Origin of the sequence: Shinella zoogloeoides (assembly GCF_033705735.1) — a bacterium.
GTDB lineage: Bacteria > Pseudomonadota > Alphaproteobacteria > Rhizobiales > Rhizobiaceae > Shinella > Shinella zoogloeoides_A.
This window is the reverse complement of sequence record NZ_CP131130.1, coordinates 1,332,340-1,353,950: the sequence shown is the minus strand read 5'-3', so window position 1 is coordinate 1,353,950 and position 21,611 is coordinate 1,332,340. Positions and strand designations below refer to the sequence as shown.

General features: G+C 64.3%; 22 protein-coding genes. 10 read left to right on the top strand and 12 right to left on the bottom strand.

Annotation, left to right across the window (positions count from 1 at the left end; genetic code table 11):
* Positions 1–127: 127 nt before the first annotated feature.
* Positions 128–607 carry a preprotein translocase subunit SecG gene (gene secG, locus ShzoTeo12_RS07060; protein ID WP_318911858.1) on the bottom strand — a complete coding sequence of 160 codons (480 nt, stop codon included), beginning with the start codon at positions 605–607 and terminating at the stop codon, positions 128–130.
* 122 nt (positions 608–729) lie between these two features.
* Positions 730–1,500 carry a triose-phosphate isomerase gene (gene tpiA / locus ShzoTeo12_RS07055; RefSeq protein ID WP_318911856.1) on the bottom strand — a complete coding sequence of 257 codons (771 nt, stop codon included), beginning with the start codon at positions 1,498–1,500 and terminating at the stop codon, positions 730–732.
* A gap of 153 nt (positions 1,501–1,653) precedes the next feature.
* Between tpiA and ShzoTeo12_RS07050 the strand changes: the two genes are divergently transcribed.
* Both ShzoTeo12_RS07050 and ShzoTeo12_RS07045 read left to right on the top strand, forming a co-directional pair.
* Positions 1,654–3,231 (top strand): caspase family protein, encoded by a 1,578-nt coding sequence (locus tag ShzoTeo12_RS07050; RefSeq protein WP_318911855.1) that lies wholly within the window; start codon positions 1,654–1,656, stop codon positions 3,229–3,231.
* A gap of 17 nt (positions 3,232–3,248) precedes the next feature.
* Entirely contained in the window at positions 3,249–3,866 is a 618-nt protein-coding gene (locus tag ShzoTeo12_RS07045; protein WP_318911854.1) for a hypothetical protein, read from the top strand.
* Between the two features lie 10 nt (positions 3,867–3,876).
* On the opposite strand, the gene ShzoTeo12_RS07040 is transcribed toward ShzoTeo12_RS07045, so the two are convergent.
* Positions 3,877–4,761 carry an alpha/beta hydrolase gene (locus ShzoTeo12_RS07040; RefSeq protein WP_318911852.1) on the bottom strand — a complete coding sequence of 295 codons (885 nt, stop codon included), beginning with the start codon at positions 4,759–4,761 and terminating at the stop codon, positions 3,877–3,879.
* Between the two features lie 208 nt (positions 4,762–4,969).
* Here ShzoTeo12_RS07040 and parE point away from each other — a divergent pair, with 208 nt between their 5' ends.
* Together parE and ShzoTeo12_RS07030 are read left to right on the top strand one after the other, a co-directional pair.
* Positions 4,970–7,048 carry a DNA topoisomerase IV subunit B gene (parE, locus tag ShzoTeo12_RS07035; RefSeq protein WP_318911851.1) on the top strand — a complete coding sequence of 693 codons (2,079 nt, stop codon included), beginning with the start codon at positions 4,970–4,972 and terminating at the stop codon, positions 7,046–7,048.
* Positions 7,049–7,118: 70 nt separating this feature from the next.
* Entirely contained in the window at positions 7,119–7,544 is a 426-nt protein-coding gene (locus ShzoTeo12_RS07030; RefSeq protein ID WP_318911849.1) for a hypothetical protein, read from the top strand.
* A gap of 24 nt (positions 7,545–7,568) precedes the next feature.
* Here the strand turns inward: ShzoTeo12_RS07030 and ShzoTeo12_RS07025 are convergent, their stop codons facing one another.
* The 3 genes from ShzoTeo12_RS07025 to ShzoTeo12_RS07015 form a co-directional block, all read right to left on the bottom strand.
* Positions 7,569–8,696 carry a DUF2336 domain-containing protein gene (locus tag ShzoTeo12_RS07025; RefSeq protein WP_318911848.1) on the bottom strand — a complete coding sequence of 376 codons (1,128 nt, stop codon included), beginning with the start codon at positions 8,694–8,696 and terminating at the stop codon, positions 7,569–7,571.
* 147 nt (positions 8,697–8,843) lie between these two features.
* A complete protein-coding gene (locus tag ShzoTeo12_RS07020; protein ID WP_318912393.1) occupies positions 8,844–9,452 on the bottom strand; it encodes a flavin reductase family protein in 609 nt (202 codons plus the stop codon).
* Positions 9,453–9,456: 4 nt separating this feature from the next.
* Entirely contained in the window at positions 9,457–10,041 is a 585-nt protein-coding gene (locus tag ShzoTeo12_RS07015; protein WP_318911847.1) for a nitroreductase, read from the bottom strand.
* Between the two features lie 105 nt (positions 10,042–10,146).
* Here ShzoTeo12_RS07015 and ShzoTeo12_RS07010 point away from each other — a divergent pair, with 105 nt between their 5' ends.
* Positions 10,147–11,133 carry a hypothetical protein gene (locus tag ShzoTeo12_RS07010; RefSeq protein WP_413251144.1) on the top strand — a complete coding sequence of 329 codons (987 nt, stop codon included), beginning with the start codon at positions 10,147–10,149 and terminating at the stop codon, positions 11,131–11,133.
* A gap of 123 nt (positions 11,134–11,256) precedes the next feature.
* Here the strand turns inward: ShzoTeo12_RS07010 and ShzoTeo12_RS07005 are convergent, their stop codons facing one another.
* Both ShzoTeo12_RS07005 and thrS read right to left on the bottom strand, forming a co-directional pair.
* Complete coding sequence (locus ShzoTeo12_RS07005) at positions 11,257–12,189, bottom strand: IS110 family transposase (RefSeq protein ID WP_318909409.1); 933 nt, start codon at positions 12,187–12,189, stop codon at positions 11,257–11,259.
* 225 nt (positions 12,190–12,414) lie between these two features.
* Positions 12,415–14,385 (bottom strand): threonine--tRNA ligase, encoded by a 1,971-nt coding sequence (gene thrS / locus ShzoTeo12_RS07000; RefSeq protein ID WP_318911843.1) that lies wholly within the window; start codon positions 14,383–14,385, stop codon positions 12,415–12,417.
* A 239-nt stretch (positions 14,386–14,624) separates the two neighbouring features.
* On the opposite strand from thrS, the gene ShzoTeo12_RS06995 reads away from it, so the two are divergent.
* On the top strand, positions 14,625–15,686 hold the full coding sequence (locus ShzoTeo12_RS06995) for a hypothetical protein (RefSeq protein WP_318911842.1): 1,062 nt from the start codon (positions 14,625–14,627) through the stop codon (positions 15,684–15,686).
* 535 nt (positions 15,687–16,221) lie between these two features.
* The gene (locus tag ShzoTeo12_RS06990; protein WP_318911841.1) at positions 16,222–16,641 is read left to right on the top strand and encodes a hypothetical protein; all 420 of its coding nucleotides are present in this window, start codon (positions 16,222–16,224) and stop codon (positions 16,639–16,641) included.
* On the opposite strand, the gene ShzoTeo12_RS06985 is transcribed toward ShzoTeo12_RS06990, so the two are convergent.
* From ShzoTeo12_RS06985 to ShzoTeo12_RS06975, 3 genes are all read right to left on the bottom strand, one after another.
* The gene (locus ShzoTeo12_RS06985) at positions 16,610–17,140 is read right to left on the bottom strand and encodes a DUF1697 domain-containing protein (protein WP_318911840.1); all 531 of its coding nucleotides are present in this window, start codon (positions 17,138–17,140) and stop codon (positions 16,610–16,612) included. The genes ShzoTeo12_RS06990 and ShzoTeo12_RS06985 overlap by 32 nt on opposite strands.
* A gap of 3 nt (positions 17,141–17,143) precedes the next feature.
* Complete coding sequence (yidD, locus tag ShzoTeo12_RS06980; protein ID WP_318911838.1) at positions 17,144–17,512, bottom strand: membrane protein insertion efficiency factor YidD; 369 nt, start codon at positions 17,510–17,512, stop codon at positions 17,144–17,146.
* A gap of 204 nt (positions 17,513–17,716) precedes the next feature.
* On the bottom strand, positions 17,717–18,163 hold the full coding sequence (locus ShzoTeo12_RS06975; protein WP_318911836.1) for an iron-sulfur cluster assembly scaffold protein: 447 nt from the start codon (positions 18,161–18,163) through the stop codon (positions 17,717–17,719).
* 332 nt (positions 18,164–18,495) lie between these two features.
* Between ShzoTeo12_RS06975 and folE the strand changes: the two genes are divergently transcribed.
* The 3 genes from folE (at position 18,496) to ShzoTeo12_RS06960 (ending at position 20,911) form a co-directional block, all read left to right on the top strand.
* Positions 18,496–19,107, top strand: a complete 612-nt coding sequence (gene folE, locus ShzoTeo12_RS06970) for a GTP cyclohydrolase I FolE (RefSeq protein WP_318911835.1) — start codon at positions 18,496–18,498, stop codon at positions 19,105–19,107.
* Positions 19,108–19,142: 35 nt separating this feature from the next.
* On the top strand, positions 19,143–19,595 hold the full coding sequence (gene hisI / locus ShzoTeo12_RS06965; protein WP_318911834.1) for a phosphoribosyl-AMP cyclohydrolase: 453 nt from the start codon (positions 19,143–19,145) through the stop codon (positions 19,593–19,595).
* Between the two features lie 353 nt (positions 19,596–19,948).
* Positions 19,949–20,911 carry a patatin-like phospholipase family protein gene (locus ShzoTeo12_RS06960; RefSeq protein ID WP_318911833.1) on the top strand — a complete coding sequence of 321 codons (963 nt, stop codon included), beginning with the start codon at positions 19,949–19,951 and terminating at the stop codon, positions 20,909–20,911.
* A 105-nt stretch (positions 20,912–21,016) separates the two neighbouring features.
* Here ShzoTeo12_RS06960 and ShzoTeo12_RS06955 read toward each other — a convergent pair whose 3' ends face one another.
* Positions 21,017–21,445 carry a CBS domain-containing protein gene (locus ShzoTeo12_RS06955; RefSeq protein ID WP_119258259.1) on the bottom strand — a complete coding sequence of 143 codons (429 nt, stop codon included), beginning with the start codon at positions 21,443–21,445 and terminating at the stop codon, positions 21,017–21,019.
* Positions 21,446–21,611 lie beyond the last annotated feature (166 nt).

Genomic DNA, 21,611 nt, shown 5'->3' with positions numbered 1-21,611 from the left:
TTTCAAAATCGATTCCGCTACCGAAAAATCACCTTGGGCGTGATTTCGGAAGTCGCAATCGGCGTTTTACACAGAAGAAGGCCGGTTGGTTTGCGCCAACCGGCCGGTTTGTTTTCGCTTTTGCGGCTTACTGGCCGCTCGGGACGCCGGCGTTGCCGCCCTCGCCCGTGGCGGTACCCGTGCCGGTGCCCGTCGTCGTTGTCGACGAGTTGCCCGTGCCGGTGGCCGCGCCGCCTTCGCTCGGAACGGTTTGCGTGCCGGTCGTCGCGGGGATCTGGTTCGTGTTGTTCTGCGTGCCCTGGTTCTGCTGGGCGCCGCCGAGCGCGTCGAGAACGCCGCCCGTGCCGGTCGTGCCCGGAATGCGGTCGAGAATGTCCGTCGGCTGCGTCTCGTAGCGGGCGAGAATACCCATGCCGATCGCCAGAACGAAGAACAGCGTCGCGAGGATCGCGGTCGTGCGCGTCAGCGCATTGGCCGTGCCGCGGGCGGACATGAAACCGGAGCCGCCGCCGATGCCGAGGCCGCCGCCTTCAGACCGCTGGATCAGCACGACGCCGATCAGCGCGACGACGACCATGAGATAGATGACGAGCAAGATGGTCTGCATGTTTTCCAAGATCCCGGCCAGACGGCCAAATTTCAGGTTTGCGGCTCAATATACCAAGCCGCGCGGCATTCCAAGCCCTTCCCGTCGTTCCGCCCGCCCTTTTGCGGGCCGGCGGACGGGCCTCAGGCCGTCAGCGCTTCATATGCGCGGTAGATGGCAAGGAAGTCGTCCGATTTCAAGCTCGCCCCGCCGATCAGCGCGCCGTCGACATTGGCGACGCCCATCAGTTCCTTCGCATTGCCCGGCTTGACCGAGCCGCCATAGAGAATGCGCATCTTCGCGCCCTCGCCGGCAAAGCGCGCGGTCAGCTCGGCGCGCATGAAGGCATGGGCCTCCTCCACGTCCGCCGCCGTCGGCGTCAGGCCCGTGCCGATGGCCCAGACCGGCTCATAGGCGATCACGGTGTTTGCCGCCGTCGCGCCGTCCGGCACGGAGGCGGCGAGCTGGGTCTTGAGCACGTCCAGCGTCTTGCCGGCCTTGCGCTCGTCGCCGGTCTCGCCGATGCAGACGATGGCGATGAGCTCGTTCTGGTGGGCGATCCCGGCCTTGGCGCGCACCAGCGCGTCGCTCTCCTCGTGGTCCGTGCGGCGCTCGGAATGGCCGACGATGACATGGGTACCGAAGCAGTCGGCGATCATCTCGGCCGAGATGTCGCCGGTATGCGCGCCGGAGGCCTTCTCATGGCAATCCTGCGCGCCGATCTGGAGCGGGCTGTCGTCGCAGAGCGCGGTCGCGACATAGAGCAGGGTCGCCGGCGGGCAGATCAGCGTTTCCACCTTCTGCGAGAGCGGCCCCTTCACGCCTTCGGCCATCGCCTTGATCTGGTCGAGCGATGCGCGCGTGCCGTTCATCTTCCAGTTTCCGGCGACGAGCGGTGTAACGTCCGGTGTCATGAGCATCCCCTCCATAAAGCGTTGGCATGGGGCGTAGCAAATCGGGGCCGCCAAGAAAAGGTGCGTTCTGCCGCGCGCGGGCTTGAATATTCCGCGTTCGTGAAACGTAATGGAGCAAGGCCGAGATCGATCGATGCAGGATGGACGGGGCGCATGCTTCCTTCACGACGCCGCATAGCCGTCGCCATGGCCGTGCTCCTGCTTGCCGGCGGCGCGGCGGCACAGGACGGCCCGGCGCAGACGCGCGGCCTGATGCCGATAAAATCCCCGGTCGGCCGCGTGACGGCCGAGGAGACGCTGGCTTCGCGTGAAGTCAGCGCACGGCGTGTCGCGCTCGTCGTCGGCATGTCCGCCTATACCTCCATCTCGCCGCTGCGCAACACCGAGGCCGATGCCCGCGCGGTCGGCGCCATGCTCGAAAAGCTCGGCTTCACGGTCGACCTTGCAATCGACGTGCCGCTCGCGCAGATGAAGGACGCGATATCCGCCTTCTCGCGCAAGTCCGAAACGGCGGATATCGCCATGGTCTACTATGCCGGCCATGGCGTCGAGGCGGCGGGCGAGAACTATCTCATTCCCGTCGACATCCATGTCGACGATCCCGGAAAGATTCCCGAGCAGGCGGTCAGCCTGCGCTCGGTGCTCGGCAGCGTCGCCAGGGCCCGCAAGCTGCGCATCGTCATTCTCGATTCCTGCCGCAATAACCCGTTCCCCGCCTCCTACGATCTCGCCGCGACGGCCGGCATGGCCGGCGCCTCGGCGACGGGCGACGGGCTCGCCGCGCCCGATCCCGCGCAGGGCATGCTGGTCGTCTATGCCGCGGAGGGCGGCAAGGTGGCGCTCGACGGCGAAGGCGAGCACAGCCCCTTCACCAGCGCCATCCTCGAAAGCCTGCCGCGTCCCGATGTCGAGATCGGCCTCGTCTTCCGACAGGTCCGCGACAGGGTGATGAGCCTGACGGCCAATCGCCAGCAGCCGCATTTCTACGGCTCGCTCTCGGGCGCGCCCTTTTTCCTCGCCGGCGGGGACGCGAAGGTCGCCGATATCGCCGACAAGGCCGGCCAGTGGCAGGCGCTGAAACCCGATCAGGCGGCACAACTCGCAAGCCTTGCCGAGGAAGGCAACACCCGCGCAATGATCGGCCTCGGCTATATGGCGCTCTCGCCGGATTCGGCCAAGTTCCAGCCGTCCGAGGCCTTCAGGCTCTTCGGCAAGGCGGCGGAGGCCGGCGATGCGGAGGCCATGTTCGAGCTCGGCAAGCTCCATGAAAAGGGCATCGGCACGCCGCAGAACGTGCCCGAGGCGCTGAAGCTCTACCGCAGGTCCGCCGATCTCGGCTTTGCCGATGCCATCAACGATCTCGGCTTCCTCTATTACCAGGGAACGGAGGGCCTGCCGCGCGATCCGAAGAAGGCGGTGGAGCTTTTCATCAGGGCGGCGGACCTGCGCCATCCGCAGGCCATGTTCAACGTCGCCGCCCTCATCGACGACGGCATCGTTCCCGGCAAGACGCCCGAGGATGCCGCGGCCTATCTCTACCAAGCGCTACGCGCGGGCGTCGACGACGTGCTGGCGCAGCTCACCAACCGCCCGACCATGTTCAAGCCGGAAACACGGCGCGCCCTGCAGGCCGAACTCCGGCGCAACAGGTTCTATACCGGCGCGATAGACGGCGATCTCGGCGCGGGCACCCAGCGCAGCATGCGCATGGCCTTCGGGCAGACACAGTAGCGGGAGGCGGAAGGACGATGGGAAAGCCTGAAACGGTGCGCACGCTCGCAGCCGCCTTCCTTGCAACGACGCTCGCCCTCGGCTCCATGCCGGAGGCCTACGGACAGGCAGCCCCGGCGCCGGGCGGCGGCACGAACACGGGAATCGCCACAGGGTCGGGCGGCGGCCTCATGGATACGCCGACGCCGACCGACTACCTCACCCGCTCCATCGTCAGGAACATCAACGCCGCCAGCGCCGAATGCGCGGCCTACGAGCCGGTCTACCGTATCGATTGCCTGCGCCAGCGCCTCCTCGACATCGCCCGGCGCATCCCGAAGGGCAAGGCCTATGACGAGGCCCGGCAGATCGTCCAGCGCGCCGCCGGCCGGCTCGGGCGCATCCAGGCCGCCAATCTCGACGCAAAGGCCCCGCGCATGCGCTCGCGCGGCAATGCGCGCATGAAGGAGACGAAGACCTATACGGCCGTCCGCAAGCGCAATCTCGAAAAGGCTATGGAGGCGGCCCGGCAGGTCATCGAGGAGGCGCAGACGCAGCTCCTGCGCGCCTCGGAAAATTCGGAGAAGCGCGCCAGCCACTACCGTGATATTGCCGCCGCCGTCGGCTCGACCAAGGTCCTGCTACGCTCGATCTGAGCGGGAACGCTTACTGCGCGAAGATCCAGTTCAGCGTCTCGCGCCAGTCGGTCATGCGCACCGGCGTACCGTGGCCTCCGGTCTGGAACAGCACGAAGCGCGTCGGAATGCCGGCCTTCAGCAATTTGCGGAAGACGGCGATCTGGTCGTTGGCCGCATAGACGCTGTCGCTGTCGCCATGGGTGAAGAAGACCGGCAGCTTCGCCTTGAAGGCCGGGGTCTTGGCATAGTCGCCATCCGCCGCCCCGCCCATCAGCACCATGCCGGAAAGGCTCCTGACCGCCGTCGCATCGCGCACGACGCGGGCGCAGATGAAGCTGCCCATCGAGGCGCAGGCGAGGATGACTGGCCTGTCCGGCGAAAGCGCCTTGGCGCGCAGGATCAGGCCGGAGATGCGCGCCGCGCCCGCATCGTCGAAGGAGGGCACGCTCGGCGCGTAGTAGACGCCGCCGTTCTGCACGGCGAGGTTCTTGATGCGGTTGAAATTGCCGCCGAAGTTCCAGTCGTTGTTGCCGAGCCGCCGGTCGCCGCCCCGGCCGTGGATGAAGATGACGGTGAAGGACGCCCCCTCGCCCTTGCCGGTCATCGCCACGTCGATCGGCCCGGCGGGCGTATCCACCGTCAGGTTCTGCTGCGCCTTCTTCACCGCCGTCGAGACATAGGCCGATCTGACGCGCCGCTCGGGCACCTGGTCGCGGCCGTTGATGTCGCGCATCTCCTGGTAATCGACAACGCGGAGCGCGCCGTTATCCGTCGTCTCGACCACGGCGGGATAGCCGAAGAGCTCGTCCTTCCAGGGCTTGAGCGTCAGCGCGGCGGCACTGTCGGCCGTAAAACCGGCGAAGAGCGCGGCCAGAATCAGCCGGCGGAGAGAATGAACTGTGGACTGACGCATGAAGTGAGGCTCCCCTGGGCTGGCGATACTTGCCATCCGTCCGCGCGCAAAGCAATCCTCGCCCGGCGGTTGGCGCGTCCGGACATCGCGAAAACCCACGGAATCTGGCAGAGTCGCCAGTGATTCGCTGACGACCTCATCCTTGCCGGCCCTGATCCCCATGGATCGGCGGGAAGAACCGGCAAACGGAACAAACTCTGAACGGCCCATGCAAGACGACAATAACGACCTTTTCGCCAACATGCCTTCCGAGCCCGCCCGGCAGCCCGCCGCGGCGGAGGAAAAGCCCGTGCCCACGCCCGCTCCGGCCCCCGCCGCCGAGAGCGCGCCGGCGCCCGCCGCCCCGGCCGAAGGCTCCGGCGGCTACGACGCCTCGGCCATCCGCGTGCTGGAGGGCCTCGAGCCCGTGCGCATGCGCCCCGGCATGTATATCGGCGGCACGGACGAAAAGGCGCTGCACCATCTCTTCGCCGAAGTCATCGACAACTCGATGGACGAGGCCGTCGCGGGCCATGCCAATTTCATCGAGGTCAATCTCGATGCGGACGGCTGCCTGACCGTCACCGACAACGGCCGCGGCATCCCGGTCGAGAACCATCCGCAGATGCCCGGCAAGTCGACGCTGGAGGTCATCCTCACCGTGCTCCATGCCGGCGGCAAGTTCGACGGCAAGGCCTACGAGACCTCGGGCGGCCTGCACGGCGTCGGCGTTTCGGTGGTCAATGCGCTGTCCGACCTCCTCGAAGTCGAGGTCGCGCGCAACCGCAAGCTCTACCGCCAGCGCTTTTCGCGCGGCAAGCCGCTCGGGCCGCTGGAAGACCTCGGCGACGTACACAACCGTCGCGGCACGCGGGTGCGCTTCCATCCCGACCCGGAGATCTTCGGCGCGCATGCCCGTTTCGATCCCGGCCGCGTCTTCCGCATGGCCCGCTCCAAGGCCTATCTCTTCGGCGGCGTGGAAATCCGCTGGAGCTGCGATCCCTCGCTGCTGCCGGAAGGCTCCGAGACGCCGGAAAAGGCCGTCTTCCACTTCCCCGGCGGCCTGAAGGACTACCTGCAGGCGACGCTCGGCAAGGACTACACCGTCACCCGCGAGATCTTCGCCGGCAAGAGCGAGAAGTCGGGCGGTCACGGCTCGCTGGAATGGGCCGTCACCTGGTACGGCGGCGATTCGCTGATCCACTCCTACTGCAACACCATCCCGACGGCCGATGGTGGCACGCATGAGGCGGGCCTGCGCATCGCCCTCACCAAGGGCCTGAAGAACTACGCCGAGCTGACGCAGAACAAGCGCGCGGCCGCCATCACCACCGACGACGTGATGATCTCGGCGGTCGGCATGCTCTCGGTCTTCATCCGCGAGCCGGAATTCGTCGGCCAGACCAAGGACAAGCTCGCCACCGTCGAGGCCCAGCGCATTGTCGAGAACGCGCTGCGCGACCCCTTCGACCATTACCTTGCCGACAACCCCGCTGAAGCCGCCAAGCTGCTCGAATGGGTGATCGAGCGGGCGGAAGAGCGCATGCGCCGCCGCAAGGAAAAGGAAGTGAGCCGCAAGACGGCCGTGCGCAAGCTGCGCCTTCCCGGCAAGCTCGCCGACTGCTCGCAGAGTTCGGCCGACGGTGTCGAACTCTTCATCGTCGAGGGCGATTCGGCCGGCGGCTCGGCCAAGCAGGCGCGCAACCGCGCCAACCAGGCCATCCTTCCGCTGCGCGGCAAGATTCTCAACGTCGCCAGCGCCGGGCGGGAAAAGCTCGGCGCCAACCAGCAGATTTCCGATCTGGTGCAGGCGCTCGGCTGCGGCACGCGCTCGAAATACCGCGACGAGGACCTGCGCTACGAACGCGTCATCGTCATGACCGACGCCGACGTCGATGGCGCGCATATCGCCTCGCTGCTCATCACCTTCTTCTACCAGGAGATGCCGGATCTCATCCGCGGCGGGCACCTCTACCTCGCCGTGCCGCCGCTCTACCGCATCAGCCAGGGTGGCAAGACGCTCTATGCGCGCGACGACGCGCACCGCGAGGAGCTGATGCGCACCGAGTTCAACGGGCGCGGCAAGGTGGAGATCGGCCGCTTCAAGGGCCTCGGCGAGATGCTGCCGGCGCAGCTCAAGGAAACGACGATGGACCCGTCCAAGCGCACGCTCCTGAAGGTGGCGATAGACGACGTCGATTTCGAAGGCACGCGCACGGCGGTGGACGACCTGATGGGCACCAAGCCGGAGGCCCGCTTCCGCTTCATCCAGGAGCGCGCCGTCTTCGCCGACAACCTCGATATCTGAGGCCTTGCCGCCATATTTTCGCGGCAATGCCGGCCTCTAACCGGGGCCATCCAACGCGGAAAGGACGGCCATGAAAGCTGCGCTCATCGTCATGACGATCATGGGCTGCGACGACAGCGCGACCCAGTGCCACTACATCGATACGGTCGACCGGAGCTGGCAGACCGTGGCGCTTTGCGACGCACAGGCCGAGACCTATATCAACCGGCATCAGGACAAGAACTATCCCGTCATCGTCGCCGTCTGCGAGACCTCGGGCGACCGCATGACGGCCGAGGTAACAGTGCCCGATCCGAAGCCGGCCGAGCCGGCGACGGGCATGGAAGTCCCTGCCCCTGTCGAAACCGAACAGGCGCGGCAGGGCCTTGCCGCCCGCACGCTCGCCTTCGTGAAAAAGGCCATCCCCGACGCCGCCTCCCTGAAGGCCGCCGTCACCACGCCGGTCCGCTATGCGGAAGGCGGGTATTCCTGGGTCGTGAAGCGCTTCGCCGATTGATCGGAAGTATAGTCGGAGGCGTCCTTACGCCGCTTCCCGCGTCGCGATGAGCGCGTAGCTTCGCGCCGTCTGGCGCTGCTCGGCGATGGCCAGCCGCTCGACCAGTTCAAGCATGGACTGGCAGGAGGCGTTGCCCGTGGCGCGGGCGCGGGTGAGCAACCGTTCGCAGACCGAGAGCAGGCCGTCGCCGCCCTTGGCCTCGCTACGCCAGAGCATCGTCGCCTCGGCGAAGAGCGCGCTGATATCGCGGCCGAGGCCGGCCGTCTCGTAGAGCGCACGCACCGCCGCCTCGCGGCCGTCGGAAAGGATCGAGCGGACGCGCCGTTCCGCCTGCCCCGAAAGATTGGTGATGGCCGCCGCGAAGAACTCGACGCGGCCGGTGCACAGCGCATGCATGAGGAAGACCGGCGTCAGGCGGCCGGCGATGCGCAGGTGCTCGACGAGCGCCGGCATTTCGCCCGCTCCCACTTCGGCGGCCATGCCGATCGTCGCGACGTCGCAGGCCTCGCGCGTGATGCGCTCCACCCGGCTCGTGCCGACGGCGGCCTGGATCAGCCCGAAGCCGGCAAGCGCCGAGCCGATCTTCTCGACCAGCGCATGGCGGGCATCGCTCGGCAGGTCCGTCCGGTCGAGCAGGAGCGCGCGGATTTCCGCGTCGTGCCCGAGCCGGTCGGCGATGCGCGTCAGGCTGCGGCGGGAGATCGCCGCGCCCTCGTTTTCGAGAAGCGCCAGTATGTCCGGCGCCGCGCCGACTTCCGCAAGCGCCGCCGAAACCGGCCGCGAGACGATGGCGCGGTGTGCGATCAGCATGCGCGTCATGTCGCCGCCTTTAGCGGCAAGGTCGACCAGATCGGCATCCGTCAGCACGGGCGAACACAGAATGATATGCGCGGCGATTTCCGGCTGGTCTTCCGCCAGCGGCAGAACGACGGCGCGCGGCGCGTCCTCGCTCTCGGCAAGGGCCTCCGCCAGTGCGAGCCGCACCTTCGGCGCCGGGTCGTCGAGCAGGAAGATCATCGCCATCTCCGCCGCATGCCGGTCGTCCGGCGCGATGCGCGAACGGCTATAGGCCCGCGCCAGCACGCTGGCGGCCTTCGCCCTGTCGGCTGCCCGCGCGGTCTCGACCCAACGGAGAAATGCATGAACGATCAATGGACGCCCCAAACGCCTGTATACGCTACGGAGGCCAAGGTATCGCCAAAGTGTTTAAGATTGGTTCACCATATCCGTTAACCGGACGGTGAGGCGAAGAATGTTGCCCAGCGAGTGGATCCTCGGGTCGAGCCCGAGGATCCACCCTCACCCGGCCTTCGGCCGCGTCATGGCGAAGACATCCGCTCCGCCGTCGCAATAATCCATGTAGCCCATCCGCCCGAGCGGCCGGGCGACGGCCATGTCGATCATGCCGTCTTTCAGGATTTCCCGGCTTATATGGATGCCGACGACCTCACCGAATACCACCCAGTTGTCCGATTCACGCCCGTCGAGGCCGAGCGGCCGCAGGATCTGCGTCGCCCGGCATTCGAGCGCCGCATGGGCCTCGCCGACATAGGGCGCATCGACGAGCCGGCCGGCCACCGGCGTCAGTTTCGCGATATCGAATTCGTCGACACCGTAGGGCACGGCGACCGAGCTCGCATTCATCTCCGCGGCGAGATGCCGGCTGGCCAGCGAGCAGGTGAAGACGCCGGTCGCCTCGATATTCGTCACGCTGTCCTTGTGACCGCTGGAGGAGAACATTACGAGCTTCGGCCTGTCGCTCACCGCGCTGAAGAACGAATAGGGCGACAGGTTGCGCCGCCCGTCCGCCGCCTTCGTGCCGATCCAGCCGATCGGGCGCGGCGCGACGATCGCCTTGAAGGGATCGTGCTTCAGGCCGTGGGCGTTTTCCGCCGTCTCGTAGAACAGCGCGTCAGGCGTCATCGCCGACCCATGTGACGATTTCGGCAAGCTCCGGCCGCGGCCGCTCGGTCGGCGGAACGGTGGGCGTGCCGATATGGATGAAGCCGGCGACCTTCTCGCCCGGCTCGACGCCGAGGATGGGATAGGCGCGCTCGTCGAAGGCATACCATTCCGTCAGCCAGTTCGAGGCGAAGCCATGCGCATTCGCCGCCATTACGAGGTTGAGGCAGACGGCGCCGGCGGACATGACCTGTTCCCATTCCGGAATCTTGAAATGCGGCGCCGCGCGGCTGACAACGGCGATCACCACCGGCGCGCGGGTGAGCCGCGTGTTCTCCACCTTCACCATTTCTTCCGAAAGGTCCGGCTTGTCGGCGAACGCGATCTTCGCCAGCGCCTCACTGATCCGCCGGCGGTCCTCGCCGCGATAGACGATGAAGCGCCAGGGCGCGAGCTTGCCGTGGTCCGGCACGCGCGACGCAAGCTTCAGCATCTCCTCCACCTCGCTTTTCGAGGGGCCGGGCGCGCTCATCTGGAAGGCGGGGATCGACCGGCGGGTCGAAAGATAATCGATCAGCTTTATTTCGGTTTTCATTGCGGGGGAGTTCCAATATCGTGCCGCCGGCGCGGCCTTGAAAATGCCATTTGCCGGGCCTTCAAGTGGAGCCTTACAGTCAGGAAGTCAACCGTTCCCATGCGCATGCGAATCCATCCCGTCGCCGCCGCAGGCATCGCCTTCGCGAGCCTTGCCGCCTCTTTCGTGCCGGCACGCGCGCAGGATTCGCTCGAGAGCTTTTCGCAGATTCCGACGCCACTCAAGGGCAGCAAGCTGATGTCCTTCAACCCCGTCGTCACCGGCGAGGCGACGCCGGCGAACCTGCGTGACGTCACCTGCGAGGCGCTGCTGACCAAGGACGGCCAGCCGATGCAGCATGGCCTGACCTGGCGCGTCTTCTCGCCCATTCCGGCCGCTGACGGCAAGCTGCCGCTGCTCGCCACCTCCGAGGGCGGCACGGCCGCCTTCCACCTCGTTCCCGGGGAATATTTCGTCAATGTCGCCTTCGGCCGGGCCGGCGCGACGAAGAAGCTCGTGGTGCCCGAACAGGGCTCCGTCGACAAGCAGGTCATGGTGCTCGATGCCGGCGGCATCATGCTGAACGCCGTTTCCGGCGCGGATGTGCGCATTCCGCCGAAGGAGCTGAGCTTTGCGATCTATTCCGCCGAAGTGCGCGAGGATGGCGAGCGCAACCTCGTGATGGACGACGTGAAGCCGAATTCCGTCGTGCGGCTCAATGCCGGCACCTATCACGTCGTTTCCGACTATGGCGACGTCAACGCCGTCATCCGCGCGGATATCCAGGTGGAAGCCGGCAAGCTGACGCGCGCCACCATCCAGCACCGCGCCGCCAAGCTGACGCTGAAGCTCGTCTCCGAGCCCGGCGGCGAGGCCATCGCCGACACCGCCTGGTCGATCCTCACCTCCTCCGGCGACACGGTCTCCGAAAGCGTCGGCGCGTTCCCGACGCTCGTTCTGGCGGAAGGCAGCTATATCGCCGTCGCCCGCAACAAGAACAGGATCTACCAGCGCGATTTCCAGGTGAAAGCCGGCGTGAACACCGATGTCGAGGTGCTGCTCGACGAGAAGGCGAACGACCAGAAGGCCGCTGCCGAGGACGTGGTGGACTAGGCGGAAAAGCCGCTCATCCCGCTGCCGCGACCTTCTCCCCGCAAGCGGGGAGAAGGAAGATGTTGCACCGCCTTGCCACAAGTCCCTTCTCCCCGCTTGCGGGGAGAGCGACTGTCTTTGTTGTCAAGTGTTTTGCCATGGCCTTTGGTCCCTGATGATGGCGTTGAGCATGGTCAGCAGCTTCCGCATGGTTGCGACGATGGCGACGATCTTCGGCTTGCCGGCCGCCACGAGATGATCGCGGAAGGCCTTGAGCACCGCATTGTGGCGACTGGCCACGAGGGCTGCCATGAACAGCACGGACCGCACGTTGCTCCGGCCTCCGCCGATGAAGCTCCTGCCCTTCCACTTGCCCGATTGCCGCGTCCACGGTGCAAGCCCGGCCAGCGCCGCGATCTGTCGCCGGTCGAGGCTGCCCAGTTCCGGCATATGTGCCAAAAGCGTGCGCGCCACCGCCGGTCCCACGCCCGGCACCGAGGTCAACAGCCTCTCGCGCACCCGCCACAACGGTGATTTGCGGATCCGGTCGTCCATATCGGCATCAAGGCTCTCCAGCTCGCGCCGCAGCGCCGTCAGGACGCGCCGGATGCTCTTGCGGGCGGGCGGGGATGCGGCCATCCGCTCGCGGTTCTCTTCCGCCACCATCATCTGCACGATCTGGCGCCGCCGTGTCACCAGTTCGCCGAAGGCCCGCGCCGCCTCGTCCTTCAAGGGACGTATGTCGGGCTTGGCCGCTTCGACGAAGGCCGCGATCACTGCCGCGTCGATCGGATCGGTCTTGGCATGTTTGCCCAGAGCATTCGCATAGGCGCGAACCTGTGCCGGATTGACGACCACCACGGCAAGCCCCGCCGCCGAAAGCGCCGCCACCGCCACATGCTCGTAGCCGCCCGTCGCCTCCAGCGCCACCAGAGCGGGGCCGTGCGACGACAGCCGGGCTATCAGCGCCTCCACGCCGGCATGATCGTTGCCGACCCGGAAATGTTCACCCGACGGTGCGACATGCACGTCGAGCCAGTCCTTCGATACGTCGATACCGACGACAACCTTGTCCATCCGATCCCATCCTTGCCTAAGCGGGCTTCGCAATGTCGAGCGGCCCTGGCGACTGTTCGGGTTCGATGGAACGGCGGATGGAGACCCGGGCTCTCCCGCGGGCTTGGTGTCCCAAAAGTGCTGCGGGATGCCATCCGCCACCGCAATGCCAAATACACCGGCTTTCGCGGATAAAGGGAAGTTACAAAGGTGCCGGCAGGCGGATGAGGGGCAAGCGCCCCTCGCTCAAGCCTTGCCGAGCTTGCGCTTCAGGTCCGGCGGCATCGCTTCCAGCGACAGGGCTTCGATCGCCTCGTCGAGCGACATGGCCGTCTGGTTCTGCGAACCGAGGCGGCGGATGTTGACGGAGCGTTCCTCCGCCTCGCGCTTGCCGCAGACGATGATGACCGGGACCTTGGTCACCGAATGCTCGCGGACCTTGTAGTTGATCTTCTCGTTGCGAAGATCCGTCTCGACGGTCAGGCCCGCCTCGCGCAGCTTGTCGGCCACCTCGCGGGCATAATCGTCCGCCTCCGAGGTGATGGTCGCCACGACCACCTGCATCGGCGCGATCCACAGCGGCATATGCCCTGCGAAGTTCTCGATGAGGATGCCGAGGAAGCGCTCCATCGAACCGCAGATAGCGCGGTGGATCATCACCGGCTGGCGCTTTTCCGAGGCCTGGTCGATGTAGAAGGCGCCGAAGCGTTCCGGCAGGTTGAAGTCGACCTGTGTGGTGCCGCACTGCCATTCGCGGCCGATGGCGTCCTTCAGCGTATATTCAAACTTCGGCCCGTAGAACGCGCCCTCGCCCGGCAGGATGCCGGTCTTGATGTTGTTCGACTGCTGCTGGATCGTGTCGAGCACCTGCTTCATAACGCTCTCGGCGCGATCCCAGAGCTCGTCCGAGCCGACGCGCTTGTCCGGCCGGGTGGAGAGCTTGATGGTGATCTCCTCGAAGCCGAAGTCCTTGTAGACCGAGAGGATCAGGTCGTTGATGCGCAGGCATTCGGCCGCCATCTGCTCGTCGGTGCAGAAGACATGCGCGTCGTCCTGCGTGAAGCCGCGCACGCGCATCAGCCCGTGCAGTGCGCCCGAGGGCTCATAGCGATGCACGTTGCCAAATTCCGCAAGACGGACGGGCAGTTCGCGATAAGACTTCAAGCCGTGCTTGAAGATCTGCACATGGCCCGGGCAGTTCATCGGCTTCAGCGCGAAGACGCGCTCGTCGTCGGTCTCGTCGCCGGCAACGGTCACCTTGAACATGTTGTCGCGGTACCAGCCCCAGTGCCCCGAGGTTTCCCACAACGACTTGTCGAGCACCTGCGGCGCGTTCACCTCTTCATAGGTGCCGGCGAGACGACGGCGCATATAGGCGACGAGCGTCTGGAACATGCGCCAGCCCTTGCCGTGCCAGAAGACGACGCCCGGCCCCTCCTCCTGGAAATGGAACAGGTCCATTTCGCGTCCGAGGCGGCGATGGTCGCGCTTCTCGGCTTCGGCGAGGATGTTGAGATAGGTATCGAGCTCCTCCTGCGTGCGCCAGGCGGTGCCGTAGATGCGCGTCAGCATCGGATTGTTCGAATCGCCGCGCCAATAGGCGCCCGCGACCTTCATCAGCTTGAAGGCCGTGCCGATCTGGCCGGTCGCGGCCATGTGCGGGCCGCGACACAGGTCGAACCAGTCGCCCTGGTAGTAGATCTTGAGGTCCTGCCCCTCGGGGATCGCATCGACCAGCTCGACCTTGTACTTCTCGCCCTTGGAGGAGAAGACCTCCTTGGCCTTTTCGCGCGACCAGACTTCCTTGGTGAAGGGCTTGTTGCGCTGGATGATCTCCTTCATGCGCTTTTCGATCTTGGGCAGATCGTCGGGCGTGAAGGGCTCGTCCTTGGCGAAGTCGTAGTAGAAGCCGTTGTCGATGACCGGGCCGATCGTCACCTGCGTGCCGGGCCAAAGCTCCTGCACGGCCTCGGCCATCACATGGGCGGCGTCGTGGCGAATGAGTTCCAGCGCGCGGTCGTCCTCGCGGGTGACGATCTCGATCCGCCCGTTGGAAACGGGATCGGAGAGATCGCGCAGCTCGCCGTCGAGCGCAATCGCGACCGCCTTCTTGGCCAGCGACTTGGAAATCGCCTCGGCCACGTCACGCCCGGTCGAGCCCGCGGGATATTCGCGGACGGAACCATCGGGAAAAGTCAGGGAAACAGGTGCAGACATTCAAAAATCTCCTATCCAGTCCCGCCAACGAATGCGGGTGGTATGCGAGTGAAAAGGCCGGGATTCCGGCATGTAGCGTGTGCGATATAAGGGGAAAACGGAGGGATTGGAAGGGGGACGAGTTGAAGCCGCGGCCATCTCGCGATTAGCTACGTTAAATGAAATGCAAATAGGAATTGCATCAACAATTAGTTCGGGCAAAATAATTTGACAGCTTAAGTACGGAGATGGGGAATAACTTGGACGATCTTCAAGGGAACTGGATTGGTAACATTTTCGGAACGTACGCGGGAAATGCTTTTGCGGAAATTATCCGGGAAGGCGACGACGTATTAATTACCCTTAGAATAAACATACAAGGGAGAGCCGTTGTCCTTCACGGGCCCATTTCCGAGTTGAACAACATAATATCTTCCACGCTTCTAACTGCAGGAAACGATCCAGAGCAACCTGAAGTTACCGTAGATTTCATTTTTCAAAGAAATGGAGATCAACACCTCGGTGGCAAATGGTCAATGCCCGGAGGTCATGCGGGCGTCCTCCAATTAGAGCGCGCTAATTTCGAAATACAAAAAAACCCAACACCATCAAGCGTTGAGCCGCTTCAAGTGATACAAAGAACAGGGCAAATACCTAAGATTACGATTTACAAAGACGAGATACATACCCTCGTTCATGCGATGCGCGAATTATTGCCATCCTCATACGACGTTGTGATATCGGCTAACGCCGACGCAAAAGATATTAGACGTCTTGCGGCCAGCTTTTGGGATAATGCCACCCTCCCCGACCGCGCGGAATTCCTAAGCCTTTCACTTACAGAACCCCCAGACGGAATCCAAAGGAATATAAATATTGTTCTTGGCTCTGTAGAGTGCTCCTTTTCTATTTCCGGATCAAGCGCCGTTTGGGTTGATGGAGCATTTCACCAGATCGAATCCATACTCAGGCGACACCATTCCCTGTGGAGAAAAATCTACGAGAAACATGCACTTAATATTAATGGGATATTCTTTCTAGTAGTTTTAGTATTACTTCCAAGCCTCGATCTTCCGTCACGTGCATTTCTAATTTTAACTCTAGCATTTGTTGTCCTTTCTTTTAAATGGCTCCACAATAAAACTACAGCTCTCAGAATTTTCTTGCGTTCCGAACGAAAGGAAACACGTCTCATAGATTTAACCGAACTAGCCACCTTGCTACTAGGAGCAGGTATTTTGGCGGCTGTTCCTTTCGCTTACCAGTGGCTGAAAGACGATGGATTGAAACGGCTATTTGAAGCATTAGCTGCACTTTCGTGAAGCCGCGGCAATGCTTCGAGCATCAAGCCTAGAATTTTTTTTCCCCACCCCAAAAACCTGCCGTATCCTGAACCTCCTTCCGCCGCCGGACGGATCGCGTAACGTGTCGATGCGGGCGGGAGGAGGCGCTTTCGTGTTCTGTCGAAACGTACGGCAGGGGCGGAAGAGGCGAGGAGCGCTGCGGGGGCGAAAGCTTCCGTCGCAACAGGCTTCCCCCTTCCCCGGGTCTTGCGGGGTCGGTTTGGGTCCGCCATGCAAGCGCTGGCCGATGCATGCCCGCCAAAGCCGCGAAAGCGGTTTTCGGACAAGGTTCATGCGGAGGCAGCGTGCAGCGAAGCAGCTCCCCGCCTGAAGGAGGCCGGACCGCCTCCGAAGAACGCCTGGGCCGCGCGAAAGCGAAGCCACCATCCATAAACCAGAGAGGCAACGCTTTCGCGCGGTTCTCCGGACAGTTTCGAAAACCCGGTGGATCGCCATGCGGGCGGTCTTGGCGCGCCCCGTCGGTGGCGAAGGCCTGCGCGGAGAGGAGAGCGCAATGTCTTACGGTCAGGAACTTTTCAAGGACAAGCGGCACCAGAGGCGCACGCAGCGGCTCCAGCCGTATTTTCGTCAGGCGGCCACCTTTGCCGGCCTTCACCTTGCCTGCCGCCTGCCGAAATGCCGTCGGGCGAAGCGCTGCACCGGCTGCTGGCCGGCAGAAGAAATCGCCACCACCCATTACAAGCAGTTTCCGCCCTGCGTGGTGGACGATGCCACGCAGTCCGCGATCAACTGCGCGTCGCGGGAACTCGAAGAACGCCAGCAGCGGGAATGGCTCATCGCCGGCTACAGCCAGGAGGACCTGGACAGGTGGGAAGAGGAAGCGGAGGCGCTGGACGACGACCCCACGGTGCCCGTGGGATGGGAGAGCGCGCTCGCGCCGCCTATCGGGCCAGTAGCGCGCAAAGGCCGTTGACCGTGTTGGCGTTGCGCAGCGTGCCGATGCCGAGCTTCTTCGTCGTCAGATGCGCAAGCAGCTTCGTTTCGCTCGGCTTCGCGGCGAAATCGATCCAGAGGTCGCCGTGCGAAAGGGCAAGGCGGATGCCGGGTGTCGCGTTGCTTTCGAGCCTTGCCAGCGCTTTCCCGTCGAGCGGCGCGCGCATGGCGCGCACCACGACGTCGGCGCCATTGCCTTCAGGGAAGGGATTGCCGGCGGCAAGGCGCTTCCAGCCTTCGGCGGTGCGGGCGATGATGTCGACATGCTTGCCGAAGCGGGCGCGAAACCCCGTTTCCAGCCGCGCCTCGATTTCGGCGAGCGGCGCGGCCTCGCCGTCGAAGACGAGATTGCCGGTGGCGACCAGCGTGCGGGCGTTGCGGAAGCCGAGGCCTTCGGCCATCGCCTTGAGGTCCGCCATCACCACCCTTTTCCCGGGCGAAAGCACGATGGAATGCAGGAGGGCGACATAGGTTTCCACTGCTCAGCCGCGCTCCGCCTTCGAGACGCGCCACAGCCGCCATGGCGCCCACCAGGCAAGGCGCGCTTCCAGCGTCTCCGGTACGGGATCGAAGCCATGCGTGCCGCCGGGACCACAGCGGGCGACGCGGAAGAGCGTCATGAACCCGCCGCGCCACAGGCCGTGGCGGGCGACGGCCTCGTAGCCGTATTCCGAGCAGGTCGGCAGGTGGCGGCAGGAATTGCCGATGAAACCGGAGAGTGTGAGCTGGTAAAGGCGGATGAAGGCCATGCCGAACAGCCGCCCCGGCGTCTTGCGGAACGGGCCGTTCCAGTTGCGGCCCTTGTGACGCGGCCGTTCGGGAGCGTGGTGGCAGTCGGGGGCGTTACACATCGGCTTTGCGGCCTGGGGGAAGGATGCCCCTCGCCCGCCTGCCGGCACCTTCTCCCCGCAAGCGGAGAGAAGGGACTCGCGGGAGCGTCCGGTGCCCCATCGACCGTGCGGCTTGAGGGGAAAACGGCGCGGCATTTCCCTTCTCCCCGCTCGCGGGGAGAAGGTCGTGGCGGCGGGATGAGGGGCAGGCGGCAAACACCGCCCTCACCCGGCCTTTTCCAGCCGCTTCGCCTCGATCTGGCCGATGGCGTCGACCACGGCGTCGAAGGTCAGCATGGTGGAGGCGTGGCGGGCCTTGTAATCCTTGACGGGCTTGAGGAAACGCATGTCTTCGAAGCGGCCGGTCGGTCCCTCGCCGTCGGCCTTCAGCATGGCGAGCATGTCCTCGCGCGCCTTGCGGATTTCCGCCACCGTCGCGCCGATCACATGGCGCGCCATGACCGAGGACGACGCCTGGCCGAGCGCGCAGGCCTTCACCTCGTGGGCGAAATCGCTGACGGTATCGCCGTCGAGTTTCAGATAGACCTTCACGCGCGAGCCGCAGAGCTTGGAATGGGCGCCGGCCTCGGCGTCCGCATCCGGCAGGGTGCCAATGCGCGGAATGTTGCCGGCGAATTCGAGGATACGGCTGTTATAGATATCGTCCATCATGGCCCTGTTTTCCGCGCTTTTTGCGGAATCTTCAATGATCCGAGGAGATTATTCCGGCCTCGTCGGGAAAAAAGCACGGCGTGTCGCCTCAGGCCTCTTTCGCAGTGGTTGTTCGATACTATATGATAACTCGTATTGGGGTGAGGGTTTTACAAGTGTCGAACCATCACCTGTTGTTTGGGAAACCGTGCCGGACGGTCGATCGCACTGATGAGCGATGACCTGAAAGCCCCGGAGCCCGCCAACGGAACCCAAGCCTGCAGGGTTAGGCGAATGGCCAGTGGCGAGTCCGATAAACACGTCAGGTAACCTGCAGAAAGGTCAATGGGTCCATGGACGCCATAGTCACCAATTTTCCCCGCGTCGAGGATGATGCCGGCCGCCCCACGCAGAAAGAGGCGGAAGACGCGGTTCGCGTTCTGCTTCGCTGGGCCGGCGACGATCCGCAGCGCGAGGGCCTGCTCGACACGCCCAAGCGCGTCGCGAAAGCCTATCGCGAGCTCTTTTCCGGCTACGACCTTGCCGCCGAGGATGTGCTCGGCCGCACCTTCGAGGAGGTCGCCGGCTATGACGACATGGTGCTGGTGAAGGACATTCCGTTCTTCTCTCATTGCGAGCACCATATGGTGCCGATCATCGGCAAGGCGCATGTCGCCTATCTGCCGAACGGCCGGGTGCTGGGCCTTTCCAAGATCGCCCGCGTGGTGGAGATCTTCGGCCGCCGCCTGCAGACGCAGGAGACGATGACGGCGCAAATCGCCAAATCCATCGACGAAACGCTGAACCCGCGGGGCGTCGCCGTGATGATCGAGGCCGAGCATATGTGCATGGCCATGCGCGGCATCCAGAAACAGGGCTCGACAACGCTCACCACCACCTTTACCGGTGCCTTCAAGACCGAGCCGGCCGAACAGGTCCGGTTCATGACGATGATCCGGAGCTAGGTGACAGCCGGCTCCGCCCGACGGAGCCGACCGCCATGCCGATCACCTTCCAAGCCCCCTCCAGGGACAAGGCCGAGCTGGAGACAGGCCCGGCCTTCACTCCCCGCTTCGACGGCAACGGCCTCGTGACCGCCGTCGTGACGGATGCGAAGGACGGCGAACTGCTGATGGTCGCCCATATGAACGCCGAAGCGCTGGCGCTCACCATCGAGACCGGCATCGCGCATTACTGGAGCCGCTCGCGCAATTCACTCTGGAAGAAGGGCGAGACCTCTGGCAATCTCCAGACCGTCGTGGAACTCAGGACCGACTGCGACCAGGACGCCGTCTGGCTGAAGGTCTCCGTCGCCGGCCACGACGCCACCTGCCATACCGGCCGCCGCTCCTGCTTCTACCGCACGGTCTCGGGCGGCCCGGACGGCGCGGTGCTGACGATCACCGGCGGCGAGCCGCAATTCGACCCGGCGGCCGTCTACAGCAAAAATTAAGCATCTCTACGAATAGCGTCCCGTTCCGGCACGGATTTACCATTTGGCAACCTGTCGGGTCGCCTAATCCAAGCATGGCGGACCTTATCCCCGCCATGCGGATCAGGATATGGAACCCCATCGCTCGCATGCGCTTCGAAAGGTTTCCGACGCCACCCTAAAAGGGGTAGCGGTATCCGGGGCAGGCCCCCGTCTTTCGCCTCGAGAAAAGTGCTCTTTCCGGGATTTTTTGTCCCGAAAGTTCCCCGCGTCACAGATTGCAACTATTCTGCCATTTATTGTGCTTCCGAGGGCAGCCAATTGGCGGAACCGTTTGCTTTACCGCGAATTCCTTTAGGGAACGGAGGTCCGGAATGTTGAACTGGAGTTTCAATCGTAGCCTCGTAACGGCGGATGCCTCGGATCCCGGCGGACCTTCCATGAACGACGTTTCCCACATTCCCGCGCCGGCCCCGCCGCGCAAGCCGAAGATCGCCCTTGCCCTCGGCGGCGGCGCTGCCCGCGGCTGGGCCCATATCGGCGTGCTCCGGGCGCTGGAAGAAGAAGGCATCGAGGTGGGCATGATCGCCGGCACCTCCATCGGCTCCCTCGTCGGCGGCTGTTATCTGGCCGGCAAGCTCGACGAGCTGGAGGCCTTCGCCCGCTCGCTCACCATGCGCCGCATTGCGAGCCTCCTCGATTTCACCATTCGCGGCTCCGGCCTCTTCGGCGGCATGCGGCTGACCAGGCGCATGCAGGAGCATATCGAGAACCTGTCGATCGAGGATCTCGACCGGCCCTTCGTCGCGGTGGCGACGGAGGTCAACAGCGGCCACGAAGTCTGGATCAACAGCGGCTCGCTGATCACGGCATTGCGCGCGTCCTATGCCCTGCCCGGCATCTTCGAGCCGATCAAGTGCAACAACCGCACGCTGGTGGATGGCGCTCTGGTGAATCCGGTGCCCGTTTCCGTCTGCCGGGCGCATGAGGAGCTTCTGGTCGTCGCCGTCAACCTCAACTACGACCTCTACGGCCGCTCGGCCGTGATCAAGCACAGCGCGGGCCCGCAGAAGATCGAAGAACAGAAGCAGGAGGACGGCGCCGCCCGGCTCGGGCTGACGAGCGTCATGGTGCAGTCGTTCAACATCATCCAGGACCGGATTTCCCGCGCGCGCCTAGCCGGCGATCCGCCGGACCTCGCGCTGCATCCGAAGCTGGCCGATATCGGCCTTTCGGAATTCCATCGCGCCGGTGAATCCATCGAACGCGGCTATCTCGAGGGCAAGGCGCGGATTTTCGAGATCAAGCGGATGCTGGAAGTGGTGATGGCCCGCTGAATGCGGGCTTTCCGGAAGAAGCGACCGGTTCTTGCACGGGAAAGACGAAATGGGCGGCGGGCGGAGCGATGGAGATCGTTCCGCCCGAACCCGTTCGGTGCCGTATCAGCTTGCGATATAGGCCTTGATGGCTTCGGCTTCGTGCTGGATCGCGCGGATGTGGGATTTCACCACGTCGCCGATCGAGATGATGCCCACCAGGCGGCCGTCCTTTTCCACGGGGATGTGGCGGGCGCGCAGCGTGCTCATCATTTCCATGAGCTCCTCGACCGTCTGGTTTTCGCCGCAACGATGGACATTGCCCCACATGATGGAGGAAATGGGCTTGTCCAGGCATTCGCCGCCGCTGCGGGCGATGGCGGCCACGATATCGCGCTCGGTCAGAATGCCCGCGATTCGGTCATTTCGATCCACGATGACGATGGCGCCGATATGATTTTCATGCAGATAGACGGCAGCCTGCCTTACGGTGAGCTGCGGGCCGCCGGTTACGACGTTGCGGCCTTTTTCGTCCAGTATAGTCCTTACATACATGCGTACCTCCCGTGTGCATCATGACGCTGAGAGGCGGGACATCCGCGCAGGGATGCCCTGCCAGTACGGGGCGGCATCCCTTCCTCCTTGCGGATGCTACCCTGTTCCGGTGTGCATGTGCGAACCGGAACGATGTCATGGTGCGCCACGAAAGAGGCGATTGCAA

Bases quoted from the DNA above. Each gene is read 5' to 3' on its own strand.
- ShzoTeo12_RS06975 (WP_318911836.1), bottom strand. From the start codon at position 18,163: ATGATGGACGATATCTATAACAGCCGTATCCTCGAATTCGCCGGCAAC.
- ShzoTeo12_RS07010 (WP_413251144.1), top strand. From the start codon at position 10,147: ATGCGAATCCATCCCGTCGCCGCCGCAGGCATCGCCTTCGCGAGCCTT.
- ShzoTeo12_RS06990 (WP_318911841.1), top strand. From the start codon at position 16,222: ATGTCTTACGGTCAGGAACTTTTCAAGGACAAGCGGCACCAGAGGCGC.
- ShzoTeo12_RS07015 (WP_318911847.1), bottom strand. From the start codon at position 10,041: ATGAAAACCGAAATAAAGCTGATCGATTATCTTTCGACCCGCCGGTCG.
- secG (WP_318911858.1), bottom strand. From the start codon at position 607: ATGCAGACCATCTTGCTCGTCATCTATCTCATGGTCGTCGTCGCGCTG.
- hisI (WP_318911834.1), top strand. From the start codon at position 19,143: ATGCCGATCACCTTCCAAGCCCCCTCCAGGGACAAGGCCGAGCTGGAG.
- ShzoTeo12_RS07040 (WP_318911852.1), bottom strand. From the start codon at position 4,761: ATGCGTCAGTCCACAGTTCATTCTCTCCGCCGGCTGATTCTGGCCGCG.
- tpiA (WP_318911856.1), bottom strand. From the start codon at position 1,500: ATGACACCGGACGTTACACCGCTCGTCGCCGGAAACTGGAAGATGAAC.
- parE (WP_318911851.1), top strand. From the start codon at position 4,970: ATGCAAGACGACAATAACGACCTTTTCGCCAACATGCCTTCCGAGCCC.
- thrS (WP_318911843.1), bottom strand. From the start codon at position 14,385: ATGTCTGCACCTGTTTCCCTGACTTTTCCCGATGGTTCCGTCCGCGAA.
- yidD (WP_318911838.1), bottom strand. From the start codon at position 17,512: ATGTGTAACGCCCCCGACTGCCACCACGCTCCCGAACGGCCGCGTCAC.
- ShzoTeo12_RS06955 (WP_119258259.1), bottom strand. From the start codon at position 21,445: ATGTATGTAAGGACTATACTGGACGAAAAAGGCCGCAACGTCGTAACC.
- ShzoTeo12_RS07050 (WP_318911855.1), top strand. From the start codon at position 1,654: ATGCTTCCTTCACGACGCCGCATAGCCGTCGCCATGGCCGTGCTCCTG.
- ShzoTeo12_RS07005 (WP_318909409.1), bottom strand. From the start codon at position 12,189: ATGGACAAGGTTGTCGTCGGTATCGACGTATCGAAGGACTGGCTCGAC.
- ShzoTeo12_RS07045 (WP_318911854.1), top strand. From the start codon at position 3,249: ATGGGAAAGCCTGAAACGGTGCGCACGCTCGCAGCCGCCTTCCTTGCA.
- ShzoTeo12_RS06960 (WP_318911833.1), top strand. From the start codon at position 19,949: ATGTTGAACTGGAGTTTCAATCGTAGCCTCGTAACGGCGGATGCCTCG.
- ShzoTeo12_RS07030 (WP_318911849.1), top strand. From the start codon at position 7,119: ATGAAAGCTGCGCTCATCGTCATGACGATCATGGGCTGCGACGACAGC.
- folE (WP_318911835.1), top strand. From the start codon at position 18,496: ATGGACGCCATAGTCACCAATTTTCCCCGCGTCGAGGATGATGCCGGC.